17 protein-coding genes are annotated in these 18,995 nt (G+C 71.1%); 5 read left to right on the top strand and 12 right to left on the bottom strand.

Going from position 1 to position 18,995, the window contains the following annotated elements:
- Positions 1-1,091, bottom strand: a 1,091-nt coding sequence (locus AC2CHG_RS21290) for a cell division protein PerM (RefSeq protein ID WP_484525414.1), incomplete at its 3' end; no start/stop codon positions are given.
- 158 nt (positions 1,092-1,249) lie between these two features.
- On the opposite strand from AC2CHG_RS21290, the gene AC2CHG_RS21285 reads away from it, so the two are divergent.
- Positions 1,250-1,519: a DUF4190 domain-containing protein gene (locus AC2CHG_RS21285; RefSeq protein ID WP_135241993.1), complete on the top strand. Its 270-nt coding sequence runs from the start codon at positions 1,250-1,252 to the stop codon at positions 1,517-1,519.
- A gap of 54 nt (positions 1,520-1,573) precedes the next feature.
- Here the strand turns inward: AC2CHG_RS21285 and sucD are convergent, their stop codons facing one another.
- The 3 genes from sucD to icmB form a co-directional block, all read right to left on the bottom strand.
- A complete protein-coding gene (sucD, locus tag AC2CHG_RS21280; RefSeq protein WP_262015834.1) occupies positions 1,574-2,461 on the bottom strand; it encodes a succinate--CoA ligase subunit alpha in 888 nt (295 codons plus the stop codon).
- 2 nt (positions 2,462-2,463) lie between these two features.
- Positions 2,464-3,642: an ADP-forming succinate--CoA ligase subunit beta gene (gene sucC / locus AC2CHG_RS21275; protein ID WP_135241995.1), complete on the bottom strand. Its 1,179-nt coding sequence runs from the start codon at positions 3,640-3,642 to the stop codon at positions 2,464-2,466.
- 453 nt (positions 3,643-4,095) lie between these two features.
- Entirely contained in the window at positions 4,096-4,500 is a 405-nt protein-coding gene (gene icmB / locus AC2CHG_RS21270) for a coenzyme B12-dependent isobutyryl CoA mutase small subunit (protein WP_013288515.1), read from the bottom strand.
- A 403-nt stretch (positions 4,501-4,903) separates the two neighbouring features.
- Between icmB and AC2CHG_RS21265 the strand changes: the two genes are divergently transcribed.
- Both AC2CHG_RS21265 and AC2CHG_RS21260 read left to right on the top strand, forming a co-directional pair.
- A complete protein-coding gene (locus tag AC2CHG_RS21265) occupies positions 4,904-5,614 on the top strand; it encodes a M23 family metallopeptidase (protein ID WP_262015833.1) in 711 nt (236 codons plus the stop codon).
- A gap of 251 nt (positions 5,615-5,865) precedes the next feature.
- Positions 5,866-6,633: a M23 family metallopeptidase gene (locus tag AC2CHG_RS21260; RefSeq protein ID WP_262015832.1), complete on the top strand. Its 768-nt coding sequence runs from the start codon at positions 5,866-5,868 to the stop codon at positions 6,631-6,633.
- A gap of 61 nt (positions 6,634-6,694) precedes the next feature.
- Here AC2CHG_RS21260 and pcrA read toward each other — a convergent pair whose 3' ends face one another.
- A complete protein-coding gene (gene pcrA, locus AC2CHG_RS21255) occupies positions 6,695-9,124 on the bottom strand; it encodes a DNA helicase PcrA (protein ID WP_366621883.1) in 2,430 nt (809 codons plus the stop codon).
- A gap of 277 nt (positions 9,125-9,401) precedes the next feature.
- On the opposite strand from pcrA, the gene AC2CHG_RS21250 reads away from it, so the two are divergent.
- Positions 9,402-9,755, top strand: a complete 354-nt coding sequence (locus AC2CHG_RS21250) for a chorismate mutase (RefSeq protein ID WP_135242001.1) — start codon at positions 9,402-9,404, stop codon at positions 9,753-9,755.
- 73 nt (positions 9,756-9,828) lie between these two features.
- Here AC2CHG_RS21250 and AC2CHG_RS21245 read toward each other — a convergent pair whose 3' ends face one another.
- The 7 genes from AC2CHG_RS21245 to AC2CHG_RS21215 form a co-directional block, all read right to left on the bottom strand.
- Positions 9,829-10,845: an ABC transporter ATP-binding protein gene (locus tag AC2CHG_RS21245; protein WP_366621885.1), complete on the bottom strand. Its 1,017-nt coding sequence runs from the start codon at positions 10,843-10,845 to the stop codon at positions 9,829-9,831.
- Positions 10,838-11,866: an ABC transporter ATP-binding protein gene (locus AC2CHG_RS21240; protein ID WP_262015875.1), complete on the bottom strand. Its 1,029-nt coding sequence runs from the start codon at positions 11,864-11,866 to the stop codon at positions 10,838-10,840. Before AC2CHG_RS21240 ends, AC2CHG_RS21245 begins: the two co-directional genes overlap by 8 nt.
- Before the next feature lie 25 nt (positions 11,867-11,891).
- Complete coding sequence (locus tag AC2CHG_RS21235; RefSeq protein ID WP_366621887.1) at positions 11,892-12,875, bottom strand: ABC transporter permease; 984 nt, start codon at positions 12,873-12,875, stop codon at positions 11,892-11,894.
- A gap of 75 nt (positions 12,876-12,950) precedes the next feature.
- Positions 12,951-13,877: an ABC transporter permease gene (locus AC2CHG_RS21230; RefSeq protein ID WP_252449641.1), complete on the bottom strand. Its 927-nt coding sequence runs from the start codon at positions 13,875-13,877 to the stop codon at positions 12,951-12,953.
- Positions 13,878-14,021: 144 nt separating this feature from the next.
- Entirely contained in the window at positions 14,022-15,665 is a 1,644-nt protein-coding gene (locus tag AC2CHG_RS21225) for a peptide ABC transporter substrate-binding protein (RefSeq protein ID WP_402807641.1), read from the bottom strand.
- Positions 15,666-16,250: 585 nt separating this feature from the next.
- Positions 16,251-16,928 carry a response regulator gene (locus AC2CHG_RS21220; protein WP_030501521.1) on the bottom strand — a complete coding sequence of 226 codons (678 nt, stop codon included), beginning with the start codon at positions 16,926-16,928 and terminating at the stop codon, positions 16,251-16,253.
- 1 nt (position 16,929) lies between these two features.
- Positions 16,930-18,180, bottom strand: a complete 1,251-nt coding sequence (locus AC2CHG_RS21215) for a PspC domain-containing protein (RefSeq protein WP_484525415.1) — start codon at positions 18,178-18,180, stop codon at positions 16,930-16,932.
- 178 nt (positions 18,181-18,358) lie between these two features.
- On the opposite strand from AC2CHG_RS21215, the gene AC2CHG_RS21210 reads away from it, so the two are divergent.
- The coding region (locus AC2CHG_RS21210; protein ID WP_484525413.1) for a PspC domain-containing protein at positions 18,359-18,995 on the top strand (637 nt) is incomplete at its 3' end.

Here is an 18,995-nt window from a genome sequence, read left to right as displayed (position 1 = left end):
GGCAGCAGCAGCGCCGGCCAGCCCACCTCGGCCCGTTCCTCGGCCGCCGCGCGCAGCAGCCGCCGGGCGAGCAGCCAGCCGGCCGCCATCGCGGCCAGCACCGGCACTGCGAGCAGCGCGCCACCCAGCCCGTCCATCGGGCCCCGCGGCAGGCCGGCCAGCAGCGGTACGGCCGGCAGCGCACCCACGGAGACCTCGCTCGTCCGGACGGCGGTGTCGGTGCCGACCGCGAACCCGGGCCCGAGCAGGTAGCTCGCCGACCAGGCGGTCGCGTTCGGCGCGTAGGCGAGGCTGACCAGTGTGATGCCCGCCTGACCGGCCACCCCGGTCCGGTACGCCCCGATCATGTCGGCCGCGTCGCCGCCACCGGTGGCCACCGCCAGCCCGGCCGCACCGGCACCCGCGCCGCACAGCAGCAGCGCCGCCACCAGTCCGGTACGCAGACCGTCGCGCACCGGCGGTGGGCAGCGCTCGGCCAGCACCGCCCAGACACCCGTGGTGCGCAGCGCGCCGACCAGGGCGGCGGACACGCCGAACGCGGCGAACGTGAGCGCGGCGGTGACCGGGGAGACCCGCAGGCCGCCGGCGTCGACGGCGAACGCGGCGAGTGCGCCGAGCAGCGCGTACGCGATGCCGACGGCGACCGCGACGGTGAGCGCCTGGCGCGGCGAGCCCGCGCCGCGCGCGCCGACGGCCCGGCTGACGTGCACCCCGGCGCGGGTGAGCCGCCAGACGGCGAGCGCGCTGAGCGCGAGCGGCGCCAGGCCGAGCGGACCGGCGGTGGTCTGCAGCGGCACCCCGTGGCCGAGCAGCCAGCCGGCCAGGCCGGCGCGGAGCGCGCCACCGGGCGATCCGGCGTCCTCGCTGAGCTGGGCGAGGCCCAGCACGGCGGAGACCGGCAGCCAGGAGGTCAGCGCCGCCCAGAGCGCGGCCACCCCGGCGGCGACCGGCAGCGGCGCCCGGCTGCGGGGCTCGGCACCCGATCGGGGCGCGGGCACGCGCGCGGCCGGGCGGGCACGGCCGGGCGGCCGGGCACCGGCGGGGGGACCGGTGGCCGGACGGCGGGGCTGGTCAGGGGTGACGCGTGACATCGTGTCTACTCTGGCACGCCGCGGGAAGGACGGCAGTCCGATACCGGGCCGGTTGCCTGGCGAGTTCGCCGAACCCCGGCCCGGCGGCGGTGTTCCGGTCTAGCCTCGGCCTCAGACGCGACCGTTCCCGTCGCGGTGCCGACCGCTCGGAGGAAGCCGTGCACGCTCCGTATCCGCCGCCCCCGCCACCACCGGCCGTCGGCCGGGACCGGACCACGCTCTGGGGCGTCCTCGGCATCGTCTTCGGCCTGTTCTGCTGCGGCATCCTGGGCATCGTCTTCGGCGCGCTGTCGATCCGCGACGCCCGGCGCAACGGCAGGTCGCAGTTGCTCGGCTGGCTGGGCATCGCGTTCGGTGTGATCAACATCGTCGCCAGCGCCATCGTGCGCGCCCGGGGCAACTCGTACTACCCGTACTGGTACCGCTGAACGCGAGGGGCCGACCGGTTGCCCGGTCGGCCCCTCGGCGTGTCGCTCGGCCGCTCAGCGGCCGGACATGAGCTCCCGCATCAGGTTGGCGGTCTCGGTCGGGGTCTTGCCGACCTTGACGCCCACCGCCTCCAGCGCCGCCTTCTTGGCGTCGGCGGTGCCCGCCGAGCCCGAGATGATCGCGCCGGCGTGACCCATGGTCTTGCCGGGCGGGGCGGTGAAGCCGGCGATGTAGCCGACCACCGGCTTGGTGACGTTGGCCTTGATGAACTCGGCCGCCCGCTCCTCGGCGTCGCCACCGATCTCACCGATCATGACGATCGCGTCGGTCTCCGGGTCCGCCTCGAAGGCGGCCAGGGCGTCGATGTGGGTGGTGCCGATGATCGGGTCACCGCCGATGCCGACGCAGGTGGAGAAGCCGATGTCGCGCAGCTCGTACATCATCTGGTAGGTCAGCGTGCCGCTCTTGCTGACCAGGCCGATCCGGCCGGAGCCGGTGATGTCGGCCGGGATGATGCCGGCGTTCGACGCGCCCGGTGAGGCGATGCCCGGGCAGTTCGGGCCGATGATCCGGGTGCGCTCGCCCTTGGCCTTGTTGTACGCCCAGAACGCGGCGGTGTCGTGCACCGGCACGCCCTCGGTGATCACCACGGCCAGGTCGATGCCGGCGTCGATCGCCTCGACCACGGCGGCCTTGGTGAACTGCGGCGGCACGAAGATGACGGTGACGTCGGCACCGGTCTCCTTCATCGCGTCCGCGACGGAGGCGAAGACGGGCAGCTCGGTGCCGTCGAAGTCGACAGTGGTGCCGGCCTTGCGCGGGTTCACGCCGCCGACCACGTTGGTGCCGGCGGCGAGCATCCGCCGGGTGTGCTTGGAACCCTCGGAACCGGTCATCCCCTGCACGATGACCTTGGAGTCCTTGGTCAGCCAGATAGCCATTGTCAGACCCCCGCAGCTGCCAGCTCGGCGGCCCGCTCGGCCGCGCCGTCCATGGTGTCGACCCGCTGGATCAGCGGGTTGGCCGCGCCGTCGAGGATCGCCCGGCCGGCCTCGGCGTTGTTGCCGTCGAGGCGCACGACGAGCGGCTTGGTGGCCTTCTCGCCGCGCTGCTCCAGCAGCGCCAGCGCCTGCACGATGCCGTTGGCGACCGCGTCGCAGGCGGTGATGCCGCCGAAGACGTTGACGAAGACGCTCTTGACCGACGGGTCGGACAGGACGATCTCCAGGCCGTTCGCCATCACCTCGGCGCTCGCGCCGCCGCCGATGTCGAGGAAGTTGGCCGGCTTGACGCCGCCGTGCCGCTCGCCCGCGTACGCGACCACGTCGAGCGTGGACATGACCAGGCCCGCGCCGTTGCCGATGATGCCGACCTCGCCGTCGAGCTTGACGTAGTTGAGGTCCTTGGCCTTCGCGGCCTGCTCCAGCGGGTCCACCGACGCCTGGTCGACCAGGGCCTCGTGGTCCGGGTGCCGGAACCCGGCGTTCTCGTCCAGGGTGACCTTGGCGTCCAGGAGCAGCAGCTTGCCGTCCTTGGTGGTCGCCAGCGGGTTCACCTCGACGAGCGTGGCGTCCTCGGCCACGAACGCCTGCCACAGCTTGACCGCGACCTCGACCACCTGGTCGGCGACCTCGGCCGGGAAACCGGCCGCGGTGACGATCTCGCGCGCCTTGGCCTCGTCCACGCCGGTGTTGGCGTCGATCGGCGCCTTCACGACCCGCTCCGGGGTCTCGGCCGCGACCTGCTCGATGTCCATACCGCCGGCAACGCTGGCGATGCAGAGGAAGGTGCGGTTCGCCCGGTCGAGCAGGTACGAGAAGTAGTACTCCTCGGCCACGTCCGCGGTCACGGTGATCATGACCTTGTGGACGGTGTGACCCTTGATGTCCATGCCGAGGATGTCGGTGGCCCGGGCCACCGTCTCCTCCGCGCCCTCGGCCAGCTTCACGCCGCCGGCCTTGCCGCGGCCACCGACCTTCACCTGCGCCTTGACGACCACCCGGCCGCCGAGGCGTTCGGCGATCGCGCGGGCCTCCTCCGGGGTAGTGGCGACGCCGCCGGCGAGCACGGGCAAGCCGTGCCGCTCGAACAGGTCCCGCCCCTGGTACTCGTACAGGTCCACGATTGCGCGTCCCGTCCCGTCTCCGCGGCGCGCCGTCGCGCCGCCACCAGCTTCGGAAAATCAGTTTGACGCCTGTCATCAGATGAGACAGGCCATTTGCCGCAGCCTAACGAGATGGGAACGGGCGGCAACCGAGCGGGTGCGGGGTGTGCGGTAATGCACAGGCCGTCGTCCGGCCGGTCCGGGCACGGCCGCACCGGCGGGCGCGGGCGTAAGCCGTCCGGGGGATCTCCGGACCGGGGCGTAACCGCCCGTCGGGGGCGTCGTTGAGTGTGATGTCGGCGCGCTGGTCAAGCGCGGCGACGGGAGCGGCCGATGCCCTGTCGGTCGAGGGGTGGCGGCGGGGCATCGTGCATAGAGGGGCCGGGCGTGTGAGGGGTGCGTCCGGCCCCTCCCCCGTGCCCGGAGCCGGGAACGCGGGGGCCGGACAGCGAGCGCCGGCGACGCGGCGGGTCAGCCGACCGGCTGGGCGACGTTCTCCCGTACCCACTCGACGATCGACCCGGTGGTGGCACCCGGGGTGAAGATCTTCGCGACGCCGAGCCGCTCCAGCTCCGGGATGTCGGCCTCGGGGATGATGCCGCCGCCGAACACCACGATGTCGGTCGCGTCGCGCTCGGTCAGCAGTTCGACGACGCGCTTGAACAGCGTCATGTGCGCGCCGGAGAGCACCGACAGGCCGACCGCGTCCGCGTCCTCCTGGATGGCGGTCTCGACGATCTGCTCGGGCGTCTGGTGCAGGCCGGTGTAGATGACCTCCATCCCCGCGTCACGCAGGGCACGGGCGACCACCTTCGCTCCCCGGTCGTGGCCGTCCAGGCCGGGCTTCGCGACGACGACCCGGATACGAGAGCTCATCTGCGCACACCTTTCACCGGCACTCCTGACCTGAACGAACGGTAACCCGGCCGGACCGGAGGCGGGAAGCGGGGCTGGACCTTCCCACATACGAGCCGTCCCCCCTACCGCCCGCTCGGGTACGCGGAAAGCCGGACACCTCCGCCGTTCGGTCACTGTCCGCGACGAATGGGCAGTCGACGGACCATCCGACTGGCGGCACGAGATATGACAAGGCCGGATGGAATCCGACATAAAGAATCAGCAGTTCGGCGCTTCGGCTTGTGACAGGAGTGGCTGTTGGCTAACGTGTCCACGGTTGTCATCAGGTCCACGGACGGGTGATGACGCGACACCGGAGGTTCGACAGAGCTTCACCGAACGGTCCGGAGTCGCATCGGATCCCCGACAACGGAGGGTGTGCGTGCGCCAGCGCCTGTCGTCTGAGCCCGATCGCTATCGCGGCCGCCGCCGCGTACCCACCCCCCCGCGGAGCCGCTACGCCGCGGTGGTCACCACCGCGTTCGTCGGCGCCGGCATCGTCGCCATCGGCGCGAACGCCCTCCCCGACGCCAAGAGCGTCAACCCGTCGGTCCTGGACGAACTCCGGCAGGCCTCGGTCGCCAGCCAGGACGCCGCCGCCCGTGCCGACAGCGCGGACGCCCCCTCCCGTTCGGACCGCTCCGACCGCAAGGCCGCCGAGCAGGACCCGTGGCTCCTGCCACTGCACGGCTACGACTTCAAGTCCCCCTACGGCATGCGCTGGGGCAAGCTGCACACCGGCATCGACCTGGTCGCCCCGGAAGGCACGCCCTACAAGGCGGTCCACGCCGGCACCGTCACCAAGGCCGGATGGTTCGGCGGCTACGGCTACGCCGTCATCGTCCAGCACTCCGACGGCAGCGAGGCCATCTACGGCCACTCCTCCGCGGTGACGGTCAAGGAGGGCCAAGAGGTGAAGGCCGGCGACCAGCTCGGCCTGGTCGGCAACACCGGCCACTCCTACGGCTCCCACCTGCACCTGGAGATCCATGTCAAGGGCCAGCCGCAGGACCCGGTGGCGTTCCTCAAGGATCGCGGAGTGGACATTCAGCTCGAAGTCGAGGCGGTTTACAGCGACGCAGCCGCGTCCTGACGCTCCGTAACGCCTCTTAACCGCCCGGACCGCACGGTCCGGGCGGTTTCGTCTGTGCCGATGTCTGCCACGTCACACCGACGAGTGTGACCGGGAGCACACGCACCGAAGATCGTCTCTTCGCCCGAACCGGCCGGCCGGTGGAAAACCGGACGCGCCGCGACGGCCACGCGCCACCGCCTCCGCACCCCCATACCCGCTGCGACCTGCACCGACACCAGTATTTCGAGGTCACGTGCCCCTCGAAACCGATGAAGGATCCCGTGCAGCACAGCAGCCCCACCCCGGACAACGCTCCCGCCCGGCACCGGCGCCCGCGCCGCGCCCGGCGCACCGTCTACGTGGTCACCGGCGCGGTGGCAGTGCTCGGCCTCGGCATCGGTGGCGTGGTCGTCACCACCGCCCCGTCCGACCCCACCCCGGCCGCCGTCGACCTCGGCGTGGCGGCCCGCGCCGACGACGCCGCCCGCGCCGACCGTTCGGCCCGTGAGCCGGTCACCCCGTCCGCCGTACCGGCCAGCCCGTCGCCGAGCCCGAGCGCGACCACCCCGGCGCCGAAGAAGACGGCGACCGCGAAGCCCAAGCCGAAGCCGAAGAAGACGACTGTGGCGAAGAAGCCCACCTGGGTCGTGCCGATGAAGGGCGCCGACATCACGTCCTGCTACGGGCCCCGCTGGGGCACCCAGCACGCCGGCATCGACTTCGCCATGCCGGCCGGCACGCCGATCCACGCCGCCGCGGCGGGCACCGTGGTCAAGGCCGGTGACGTGGGCGACGGCTACGGCATCTCGGTCTTCATCGACCACCACAACGGCTACCTGACCCACTACGCCCACCAGAGCCGGCTCGCCGTCGCCGTGGGCGACAAGGTCAAGGCCGGTCAGGTCATCGGGTACGAGGGCTCCACCGGCGACTCCACCGGCCCGCACCTGCACTTCGAGGTGCACCAGGGCGCGATGTGGAACCAGATCGACCCGGCGCCGTTCCTGCGTGCCCGGGGCATCGACGTGGCCTGCTGAGGGCGCCACGACAGGAGGAGGGCCCGGCCCGGCCACGAGCCGGACCGGGCCCGCCCGGCGTTCAGAGCTTGTCGATCGGGGCGTGCCGCAGCACCAGCCACATGGTCTGGTCGCCGAAGTCGATCTGGGCGCGGGCGCCCGGCCCGGCACCCTCCACCGCCAGCACCCGGCCCAGGCCGTACCGCTGGTGGTTGACCCGGTCGCCCACCGAGACCTTCGGGGCCTGCTTCAGCTCGCTCGCGGTGGCCAGGCGGCTGGCGTCCACGCCCAGCCGCTTCGCCAGCTCGGTCGCCTTCGGCGTGCCGCCGGCGAAGCCACCACGGCCCACGCGGTCCGCCCGGCCGCCGACGCCGCCGCCCCCGCCACCCCACGAGGTGTACGACCCCTCGGTGCGCTCCCAGCGGACCAGCTCCGGCGGCAGCTCCTCCAGGAACCGCGACGGCGGGTTGTAGGCGGGCGCGCCCCAGGCGGACCGGGTCACCGCGCGGGACAGGTAGAGGCGCTGGCGGGCCCGGGTGATGCCCACGTACGCCAGCCGCCGCTCCTCCTCCAGCTCGCGGGTGTCGCCGAGCGAGCGCAGGTGCGGGAAGACGCCGTCCTCCAGGCCGGTCAGGAAGACCACCGGGAACTCCAGGCCCTTGGCCGTGTGCAGCGTCATCAGCGTGACCACGCCCTGATGAGGCGCGGCGTCGTCTGCCTCGGCGCCGTCAGGCGCCGAGCCCGGTGACGCAGGGATCTGGTCGGCGTCGGCGACCAGCGCCACCTGCTCCAGGAAACCGGCGAGCGTGGCCCGCTCGTCGTCGGCGCCGAGCGCCTCGATCCGCTCGGTGTACTCCCGGGCGACGCTCACCAGTTCCTGGAGGTTGTCCACCCGGCCGGCGTCCTGCGGGTCGAGGCTCTCCTCCAGCTCGGCCAGGTAGCCGGAGCGGGTCAGCACCGCCTCCAGCACCTCCTCCGGGGTGCCGGTGTCGGCCAGCTCCCGCGCCGCGTCGAGCAGCGCGACGAACTCGGCGATGCCGTTCGCCGCCCGGGTCGAGATGCCCGGCGCGTCCTTGGCCCGGCGCAGCGCGGCGCCGAAGGAGATGCGGTCCCGGGCACTCAGCGCCTCCACGCACGCCTCGGCCCGCTCGCCGATGCCCCGGCGCGGGGTGTTGAGGACCCGGCGCAGGCTCACCGTGTCGTCGTCGTTCACCACCGCGCGCAGGTACGCGAGCGCGTCGCGGACCTCCTTGCGCTCGTAGAAGCGCACCCCGCCGACCACCTTGTAGGGCAGGCCGACCCGGATGAACACCTCCTCGAACACGCGGGACATGGCGTTGGTGCGGTAGAACACCGCCACGTCACCCGGGCGGGTCTCGCCGTCGTCGACCAGCCGGTCGATCTCCCGGGCCACCCAGTCGGCCTCGGCGTGCTCGGTGTCGGCGACGTACCCGACGATCTGCTCGCCGGACCCGGCGTCGCTCCACAGCCGCTTCGGCTTGCGCGAGGTGTTGCGGTCGATCACCGCGTTGGCCGCGTTGAGGATGGTCTGGGTCGAGCGGTAGTTCTGCTCCAGCAGGATCGTGCGGGCGTCGGTGAAGTCCCGCTCGAACTCCAGGATGTTGCGGATGGTCGCGCCGCGGAACGCGTAGATCGACTGGTCGGCGTCACCGACCACGCACAGCTCGGCCGGCGGGATCCCCTCGGTGCCGGAGACCAGCTCCTTGATCAGCACGTACTGGGCGTGGTTGGTGTCCTGGTACTCGTCCACCAGCACGTGCCGGAACCGGCGCCGGTAGCTCTCCGCGACGTGCGGGTGCGACTGGAGCAGGTGCACCGTCGTCATGATCAGGTCGTCGAAGTCCAGCGCGTGCGCCTCGCGCAGCCGCCGCTGGTAGAGCGTGTACGCCTCGGCCAGCGCCCGCTCGTTCGGCCCCTTGGCCCGGCCGGCGAACTCCTCCGGGTCGACCAGCTCGTTCTTCAGGTTCGACACCTGGGCGGCAAGGCCCCGGGCCGGGTAGCGCTTCGGGTCCAGGTCCAGCTCGCGGGCGACCATCTGCATCAACCGGCGCGAGTCGTCCGCGTCGTAGATCGAGAACGTCGACTTCAGGCCGGCGTGCTCGTGCTCGGCCCGCAGGATGCGTACGCAGGCGGAGTGGAACGTGGAGACCCACATGAGCCGGGCTCGCGGGCCGACCAGCGCGGCCACCCGCTCCTTCATCTCACCGGCGGCCTTGTTGGTGAACGTGATCGCGATGATCTCGCCGGGGTGCACGTCGCGGGCGGCGAGCAGGTAGGCGATCCGGTTGGTCAGCACCCGGGTCTTGCCGGAGCCGGCGCCGGCCACGATCAGCAGCGGGGAGCCGGCGTGGGTCACCGCGTCCCGCTGGGGGCCGTTCAGGCCGTCGAGGAGGGCGGCCGGATCCGACCCGGCGCCCCCGGGACGGCGCGGCGGGGTCGGCCGGGACTCCGGCGCGGGCGGGGATGTGGGAATGTCGAAGAGAGGATGCATCGCAGCCCGAGTCTATGCCGCCGGGCGGACACTTCCCCGCCCGCGCCACCGCTCGACGTCTCACCTGTTGGTGCGTCTTCTTGCGCGCCCGCCCGGGTGGTCGGCATACTCGACGACGTGTTCGATCAGCGCTCCTTTTTTTACTACGGCACCGGGAGTCCGGCAGCCGTGGGTCGCGCCTGATCACAGACCTACGAAACGCCCCGGGCTCCTCAGAGCCCGGGGCGTTTTCGTTCCGGGATCCGGGTACCGGGCCCGAGCCCCGAGAGGGACGACGATGATGACTGACGTGGTGGAGTCCAGCGGCAGCCCGGCGCGCAACGGCCGGCCGGCCGGCGGCGACCCGACCGGTGCCGCGGCGGCCCGGACCGGCACCGACGACGCGGCGGCGGCGGAGCGGATCGGTGAGATCCGGCGGCGCATCGACGAGATCGACCGCACCCTCATCGCGCTCTGGCAGGAGCGGGCCGCGCTCTCCCAGGAGGTCGGCGCGACCCGGATGGCCTCCGGCGGCACCCGGCTGGTGCTCTCCCGCGAGCGGGAGATCCTGGAACGGTTCCGCTCCGAGCTCGGCGCCGACGGCACGCAGCTCGCGCTCCTGCTGCTGCGCGCCGGTCGCGGCCCGCTGTGACGCGGTGACGTCCCCGGATACGACGAACCGCCCGCCGGCGTCGAGCTGACGCCGGCAGGCGGTCCGGGACGGATCAGGCCACCTCGTGGGTGACGACGATCTCCCGCTTCTCCGCGAAGTGGCAGGCGCTCGGGTGGTCCGAGCCCGGCCGGATCTGGAGCAGCGGCACCTCCTGGGCGCAGACGTCCTGCGCCTTCCAGCACCGGGTGCGGAACCGGCAGCCCGAGGGCGGGCTGACCGGCGACGGCACGTCGCCCTGGAGCCGGATGATCGCCTTGCTCTCGCGCACGGTCGGGTCCGGCACCGGCACCGCCGACAGCAGCGCCTGGGTGTACGGGTGGGTCGGCCGCTCGTAGATCTCGTCCTCGGTGCCGATCTCCACCATCTTGCCCAGGTACATCACGGCGACCCGGTCGGAGAGGTGCCGCACCACGGACAGGTCGTGGGCGATGAAGACGTACGACAGCCCGAACTCGGCCTGGAGCTTCTCCAGCAGGTTCATCACCTGGGCCTGGATCGAGACGTCCAGGGCCGACACCGGCTCGTCGCAGACGATCACCTCGGGCCGCAGCGCCAGCGCCCGGGCGATGCCGATGCGCTGCCGCTGGCCGCCGGAGAACTGGTGCGGGTACCGGTTGATGTGCTCCGGGTTGAGGCCGACCAGGTCGAGCAGTTCCTTGACCTTGCCGCGCCGGCTGCCGCGCGGAGCCACCTCGGGGTGGATCTCGAACGGCTCGCCGATCAGGTCACCCACAGTCATCCGGGGGTTCAGCGAGGTGTACGGGTCCTGCATCACCAGCTGGATCTGCCGGCGCAGCCGCCGCAGCGCGCCACCGGAGAGCTTGGAGATGTCCTGGCCCTTGTAGAGCACCTGCCCGGAGGTCGGCTTCTCCAGGTTCATCAGCACGCGGGCGAGCGTCGACTTGCCGCAGCCGGACTCGCCGACCACGCCGAGCGTCTCGCCGGCCTTGAGCTCGAAGGAGACGCCGTCGACCGCCTTGACCTGGCCGATGGTCTTCTTGAACACCACACCCCGGGTCACGGGGTAGTGCTTGACCAGGTCGCGGACCTCGATGATGTTCTCAGTCACGGTTCACCAGCTCCTCGGCGAAGTGGCAGGCGCTGGCCCGGCCGCTGCCCAGTTGCAGCAGCGGCGGGACCTTCTCCCGGCACACCGGCTGCGCCATCGGGCAGCGCGGGTTGAACGCGCAGCCCGGGGGGATGTTCATCAAGTTCGGCGGGAGGCCCTTGATGGTGCGGAGCTCCTGCCCCTTCTCGTCCATCCGCGGGATCGAGTTGAGCAGGCCGAGCGTGTACGGGTGTCCCGGCTTGCGGTACAGGTCGTAGACGTCGGCTTCCTCGACGATCCGGCCGGCGTACATGACCGCGATCCGGTCCGCGACATCGGCGACCACGCCGAGGTCGTGGGTGATCAGGATCATGCCCATCTGCCGTTCCCGCTGGAGTTCACCCAGCAGGTCCATGATCTGGGCCTGCACCGTCACGTCCAGCGCGGTGGTCGGCTCGTCGGCGATCAGCACCTCGGGGTCCAGCGCCAGCGACATGGCGATCATGGCGCGCTGCCGCATACCGCCGGAGAACTGGTGCGGGTAGTTGCTGAACCGGCCCTTGGCGTTGGGGATCTTCACCTGGTCGAGCATCTCGATCGCGCGCTTCTTGGCGTCCGAGCGGCTCATGCCGCGCCGGATGCGGAACTGCTCGGCGATCTGGAAGCCGACCGTGAAAACCGGGTTGAGGGCCGAGAGCGAGTCCTGGAAGATCATGGCGATGCCCTCGCCACGGATCCGCCGCCGCTGCTCGGGGGACATGGTGAGCATGTCCTTGCCGTGGAAGCGGACCTTGCCGCCGGTGACGAAGCCGGGCGGGGTGTCCAGGATGCCCATGATGGTCTGGGCGGTGACGCTCTTGCCGGAGCCGGACTCGCCGAGCACGGCGAGGGTCTCCCCCGCGTCGACGTGGTACGTGACTCCGTTGATGACCTTGGCGACGCCGTCCCGGGTGCGGAACTCCACCCGAAGGTCGTCGACCTCGAGCAGGCGGCCCGAGGGGCGGCCGGATCCGTCGGCGCCCGGCGAGGACTGCTCGGACACGAGAATGTCGGACAACTCAGTTCCCCTATCGGAGCTTCGGGTCGAGGGCCTCGCGGACCGCCTCGCCGAGCATGACGAAGCTCAGCACTGCGGTGACGAGGAACGCGGAGGGGAAGAACAGCAGGAACGGCGAGACCCGGATGTAGTTCTGCGCCTCGCTGATCATGATGCCCCAGGAGACCACCGGGCTCTTCAGGCCGATGCCCAGGAACGAGAGCGTGGCCTCGGCGCCGATGAACGAGCCGACCATGATCGTGCCGTAGACCAGCAGCGGGGCCAGGCAGTTCGGCAGCAGGTGCTTGAGGATGATCCGGCCGGTGCCGGCGCCGAGCGCGCGGGCCGCGACGATGTAGTCGGCCTCCTTGGTGGCGAGCACCGAGGAGCGCATCAGCCGCATCACGACCGGCCAGCTCAGCACGCTCAGGGACAGGATGACCAGGCCCATGATCGTCCACTCGCCGTTGTCGCTGCCGGACCCGTTGAACGTGGTCAGGATGACGATCGAGCCGAGCACGAACGGCAGGCCGAAGAAGATGTCCGCCACGCGGGACAGCAGCGCGTCCACCCAGCCGCCGCGGTAGCCGGCGATGATGCCCATCGCGCCACCGACGAGAAGCGTCAGGACGGTGGAGACCACCGCGACCACGATCGAGGCACGGGCGCCGTAGATGACCCGGGCGTAGACGTCACGGCCCTGCACGTCGTAACCGAACCAGGCGGAGGACGACGGCTCGACCCGGCTGCGCTCCAGCGTGCCGTTCACGGCGTCGCCGGAGGTGAACAGCGCCGGGAAGGCCGCCATCACGAGGAACAGCACGATGAACGTCGCCGAGATCCAGAACAGCGGCTTGCGACGCAGGTCGATCCAGGCGTCGCCGAGCAGGCCACGGGGCTTCTGCTGCTTCGCGCTCTCCGGCAGGCCGGCGTTTGTGGGAGCGCCCGAACCGGCCTCGGTGGGCATGGTCGCGGGCGGCGTCGACACGATCGACGCGGTACTCGGGTCACTCATGCCCGCACCTCGCTGCGCTCGTCGCGGGCGTGGTTACCCGCGCAGACTGCTGGGACGATTCGTTCGCTGCGACGGTCACTCATAGCGGATCCTCGGGTCGAGGGCGGCGTAGAGCAGGTCGACCACCAGGTTCATGACGAGATAGACGAGCACCAGCACCACCACGATGCCGACAACGGTAGCGCTCTCCTTCGTCACGATCGAGCGGAGCACCTGGCGGCCGATGCCGTTGATACCGAAGATGCCCTCCGTCACGATCGCGCCGCCCATCAGGGCGCCGAGGTCGGTGCCGAGCAGGGTGACGACCGGGATGAGCGAGTTGCGCAGCAGGTGCACGCCGACCACGCGGCGCATGGGCAGGCCCTTGGCGATCGCGGTGCGGACGTAGTCGGCACGCCGGTTCTCGGCGATGCTCGTACGCGCCACCCGGGCGATGTACGCCATCGATGCGCTTCCGAGCACGAAGCCCGGCACGATCAGTTCGCTGAACCGCATCTCGTTGGACACGGTCGGGTTGATGATGCCCCACTTCACACCGAGCAGCCACTGCAGCACGAAGCCGATGACGAAGACGGGCAGGGCGATCAGGAAGAGGGTGGAGACCAGGACCAGGTTGTCCAGGAAGCCGTTGCGCCGGAGACCGGTGAGGATGCCCGCGCCGAGACCGATCACGGCCTCGATGGCGAGGGCGACCACCGCCAGCTTCAGGGTGTTCGGGTACGACGTGGCGATGATGTCGCTGATCTCGCGACCGCCGAACGTGATACCGAAGTCCCCCTGCACGAGGTTCTTCATGTAGCTCGCGTACTGCACCCAGATCGACTCGTCGAGGTTGTACTTCTCGGTCATCATGGCCCGGTAGTTCGGGGGGCAACCGCGGTCGCCGCACTTGCCGGCGAAGGGGTCACCGGGCACGGACCAGACGAGCCAGTAGATCAGGAACGTCGTACCGATGAACACCGGCACGAGTTGCAGCAGCCGTCTCAAGAGATAACGGCCCATGGGGTGGTCCTCCAGACAGGGAGCGCCGGGTGAGCCGGCGCGGCGGCGACAACGTGCGAGGGGTTCGTTGTACACCCCCTCGCGGAACGGCCCCGGGTCGGGCTCACCGGTAGGCGAGCCCGACCCGGGGTCAGACCGTTCGGATCAGAGCTCGACCGAGGTGATGTCGAGCTCACCGACGTTGGACAGCTCCAGCTTCTTGATCTTCTCCGAGTGGCCGGACTGCTGGCCACCGAAGTAGATCGGCATGGAGGGGACGTCCTGGTCGATCAGCTTGACGGCCTCAGCGAACTTCTTGTGGGCCTCCTCGAGGCTGGGGGCCGCGGAGGCCTCCTTGGCGAGGGCGTCCACCTGCGGGTTGCTGTACTTGCCGTCGTTCGAGGAACCACCGGAGACGTAGAGCGGGTTGATCCAGTTCTCGACGTCCGGGTAGTCCTGCTGCCAACCGGCCCGGTAGGCACCGGTCATCTTGTAGGCGTTGATGTTGGCGCGGAAGACCGCGAAGGTCGGCACGCCGACGGCAACCGCGTCGATGCCCAGGTTGGTCTTGATCTGCTGGGCGACGGCCTCCATCCACTCCTTGTGGCTGGCGTCCGCGTTGTACGACAGGGTCAGCTTGCCCTGGAAGCCACCGGCCTCGGCGAGCAGCGCCTTGGCCTGGGCCACGTCGAACTTGCAGGCGGTGCAGTTGCCCGGCTCGGCGCCCGGGGTCAGCGGGTTGGCCCAGCTGTCGGCCGGCTTGCGGTTACCGAAGAAGATCTTGTCGGTGATCGACTGCCGGTCGATGGACAGCGAGATCGCCTTGCGCAGCTTCGGGTTCTGGAAGCGCTTGTCGTAGATCGGGAAGGCGATGATGCCGGTCGACGGGGTGGTCGAGGCCATGGCCCGGTCGGCCAGGTCGGTCTTCCACTTCTCGCCGGCCAGCGCGGAGACCGGAACCTGCTGCTGGAAGTCCAGGTTGCCGGCGAGCAGGTCGTTGTACGCCGCCGTGTCGTCCTGGTAGATCTTGACGGTGACGTCCTTGATCTTCATCTTGTCGCGCAGGCTGTAGTCGTCGAAGCGGGTCAGCTTGATCTCGACGTCGTCCTGCCAGGAGACCAGGCTCACCGGGCCGTTACCGATCGGCTTCTTGCCGAACGTCGCCGGGTCGGACGAGAAGAACGCGTCCGGCAGCGGCATGAAGGCGCTGTAGCCCAGCTTGGTCGGGAACACGGCGGTCGGCGCGGAGAGCGTGACCTCGAAGTTCCATTCGTCGACGACCTTCAGGCCGGACATCTCCTTGGCCTTCGGCTCCGGGGCCTTCTTCGGGCCGTCCGGGCCGTCCGGGTCCTCGGTGTAGACCTCGTCGAAGCCCTGGATGTCGGAGAAGAAGGAGGCGTTCTGCGCGCCGTTCGGGCCGTAGGCAGCCCAGTTCCAGGCCTTGACGAAGCTCTCGGCCTTGACGGTGGTGCCGTCGTGGAACTTGGTGTTCTGCTTGATCTTGATCTTGAAGACCTTCGAGTCGCTCGTGTCGATCGACTCGGCGAGCAGGTTCTGCGGCGCCCCACCGTTGTTGGGGTACTCGACCAGGCCGCTCCACACCCAGTCGATGATCTTGCCGCCACCGGTCTCGGTGGTGTTCGCCGGAACCAGGGGGTTCTCCGGCTGGGTGCCGTCGATGACGATGGCGCCGTCCTTGCTGGCGCCGGCGTCGCCACCGTCGTTGTTCCCGCTGGAGCAGCCGGACGCGACGAGCGCGAATGCCGCGCCCACCGCGAGCGCGCCGCTCGCCCGCTTCGAGACTCTCATTCCGAGGGGCCTCCTCTTTCTAACCTGGTTCCGTCGTGAGTTTCACGCACGTCTTTGGGGGTGACACCACCGGCGACCCGAACCGCAGGACGCCGGTTTACCGCAGAGGAATTCGGGACACCCCAGGGGTACCGATCCGCCGGGCGCCACACCCTGGACGAGACATCGCGCAGGGCCGTCGGCCACGTAGCGGCGCTGATGGCGGCGTCACGTGGTCGGCAGGCCCGTCGAGATGCCTCACACCGGGGGGTGAGGTGCTGCCACTGTGACACCAACCGGCCCTTTCCGTGAAGGTGCCGTTATCAAGCCGTTAGTTGGTCGCCACGTTGCCGATACTTGAGAAAAGATCACAAAGCGCACGGACGATAGGGCCCTGAACAGGCAAGACGGGCATAGAAGGGTCGACAAGCATCCCTGCGCCGGGGAGGTTGTGACGTTCACCGCGCCGGCCTCCGCGCCTCCCATGGGCAGGCGACTGTCGCGTTTTCTGTCCGTCCGGATGATGCCACGCCGACTGAGCGGGCGACAGGGCCACCCGGGGGTACGAGGCCGCCGAGGCCCCGCCCCCGGGCGGACGTGGGATTCCTAGACCAGCCGGCGGTCGGCGGCCCAGCGGGACAGCTCGTACCGGTTCGACATCTGGAGCTTGCGCAACACGTTGGAGACGTGCGTCTCGACCGTCTTGATCGAGATGTACAGCTCCTTGGCGATCTCCTTGTACGCGTACCCCCGGGCGAGCAGCCGCAGCACCTCGCGCTCGCGGTTGGTGAGCTGGTCCAGCTCGGGATCGGCCACCGGCGCGTCCGGCCGGGAGGCGAACGCGTCGAGCACGAACCCGGCCAGCCGCGGGCTGAACACGGCGTCGCCGTCGGCCACCCGCCGGATCGCGTCGGTCAGCTCCTCCGGCGAGATCGTCTTCGTGACGTACCCCCGCGCACCGGCGCGGATCAGGCCGATCACGTCCTCGGCCGCGTCGGACACGCTCAGCGCCAGGAACCGCACCTGCGGGTGGGTACGCCGCATCGCCTCCAGCACCGCGCGGCCGCCGCCGTCGGGCATGTGCACGTCGAGCAGCACCACGTCCGGCGCGGTGGCCGCGATCCGGGTCACCGCCTCGGCCACCGAGCTGGCCTCGCCGACCACCTCCACCCGCGCCCCCAGCTCGGCGCGGACGCCGGCCCGGAACATCGCGTGGTCGTCGACGAGGAACACCCGCAGCGGCCCGCGCGGCGCCGTACCCTCGACCGGTTCCTGCTCGGACATGTCACTTGTCCCTTTCCGCCGTGGAGCCGGAGCCGCTGATCGGCAGGATCAGCCGGACCTCGGTCCCTTCCCCCGGCTCGGACCGGATCTCCGCCCGGCCGCCGTGCCGCTTCATCCGTCCGATGATCGAGCCCCGGACGCCGTGCCGGTGATTCTCCACCGTATCCGGGTCGAAGCCCTTGCCCCGGTCCCGGACGAACACGCTCACCTGCTCCGGCTCCACCTCGGCGTACAGCGAGACGGTCTGCACACCGGCGTGCCGGGCCGCGTTGACCAGGGCCTCCCGGCCGGCGGCCACGATCGCGCCCACCCGCTCGTCGGTCTCCCGGTCGCCGACCATCACCACCTCGACGGTGATGGCGAACGTGTCCTCCACCTCGGCGGCGGCCTGCTCCAGCGCGGCCGCGAAGCGCTCGGTGGGCGAGGCGGTCGGCTTGTAGAGCCAGTTGCGCAGCGAGCGCTCCTGACCGCGGGCCAGCCGCTGCACCGTCTTGACGTCGCTGGCGTTGCGCTGGATCAGGGCCAGCGTGTGCAGCACCTGGTCGTGCACCATCGCGGCCAGTTCGGCGCGCTCCTGCTCCCGGATGCGGCCCTCCCGCTCGGAGCGGAGCTGGTTCCAGGTGCGCCAGAGCACCGGACCGGTGACCACACCCACGCCGGCCAGCCCGACCAGCGCGAAGATCACGCCGTTGAGCACCGCGTCGAAGTTCTGTGACGGCGAGTAGACGGCGGCCACGCCGATGATGCCGACCGCGACGAGCACGCCGCCGCCGATGAAGCGCAGCACGAACGCGCGCCTGTCGCTCTCCTCCACCACCGCGCCCAGCCAGGGCACCGCCGAGTCGCCCCACTGCCGGCGGCGCTCCGGGGCGGCCTGGTGCCAGATGACGCCCGCGCCGACCGCGATGATCGCGACCAGCCAGCCGGCGGTACCGGCCGCGCCCACCGAGTTGAACGCCACCACCTGGAGCAGCAGCACGCCGAGCCCGATCACCACGAACGGCAGCAGCTGGGCCAGGTCGCGGCGGGGCGGGGCGGCGGTGTCGCCGGGGCGGGGCGGGACCACCGCCCAGAAGGCGGCGTAGAGCAGCAGCCCGAGCCCGCTCAGCCCGAGCAGCACCATGAACGCCACGCGGACCCGCAGCACCGGGATGCCCAGGTGCTCGGCGATGCCCGCGGCCACGCCGGCGGCCAGCCGGTGCTCGGTGGCCCGGTAGAGGCGCGGGGCGTGCGGGGCGGGGGTGCTGCTGATCGGAGGCTCCCAGGTCGAGGCGGATGTGCCGGCGGCGCACCGACGCTCAGATCGTCACACGGTTACGACGCCGCGGACCACGGGGACGCCCCGGAGTTTCACCGGCGGTGGATCTCAGGGTGGGGTCAGGGTCGGGTCCGGAGGCTGCTCGGGCGGCCGGGGCAGCAGTATCGAAGGCATGAACGAGGACGCTGCCCGTCCGCCCCGCCCCTGGGCGGCAGCACAGGACGCCCCGCCGCCGCCCCCGCCGGGAACGGCGCCCACCACCGACCAGGCGAGCCCGCCGCCCGGCGGCGGCACGCCGTTCGCCGGTCCACCACCCGGTGGGTACGCCCCACCACCCGGCGCCGCCGGCTTCACCACCCGGTACGGCCTGGTACGCCCCCGCGAGGGCCGCTACCTGGCCGGGGTGTGCGCCGCCATCGGCCGGGCCACGAACACCGATCCGGTGCTGTGGCGCGTGCTGCTGGCCGTGCTCGGCTTCTTCGGCGGCATCGGCATCATCGTGTACGTCGCCGGCTGGCTGATCATCCCCGGTGAGGGCGACACCGCCTCCCCGGTGGAGGCCATGCTCGGCCGGGGCCGCTCCAGCATGTCGCCGATCACGGTGATCGTGCTCGGCATCGTGGTGGCGCTCGGCTTCGCCTACGTGGTCACGGACGGGTTCCGGGCGATCCTGCTCGGCGCGGTGATCCTGATCGGCGGCGCGCTCCTGCTCAACCGCGAGCAGCGCGGCCCGGCGCAGCGGCCGGCTCAGCCGGTGCCGCCGCACGGTCCCCCGCCGGGTCCGGTGCCGCCGGTGGCCTGGCCCGCGC

The sequence above is a fragment of the Micromonospora sp. ATLC20 genome, from assembly GCF_057196585.1.
The sequence above is the reverse complement of the archived record's forward strand: the minus strand, read 5'-3'. Positions and strand labels throughout refer to the sequence as shown.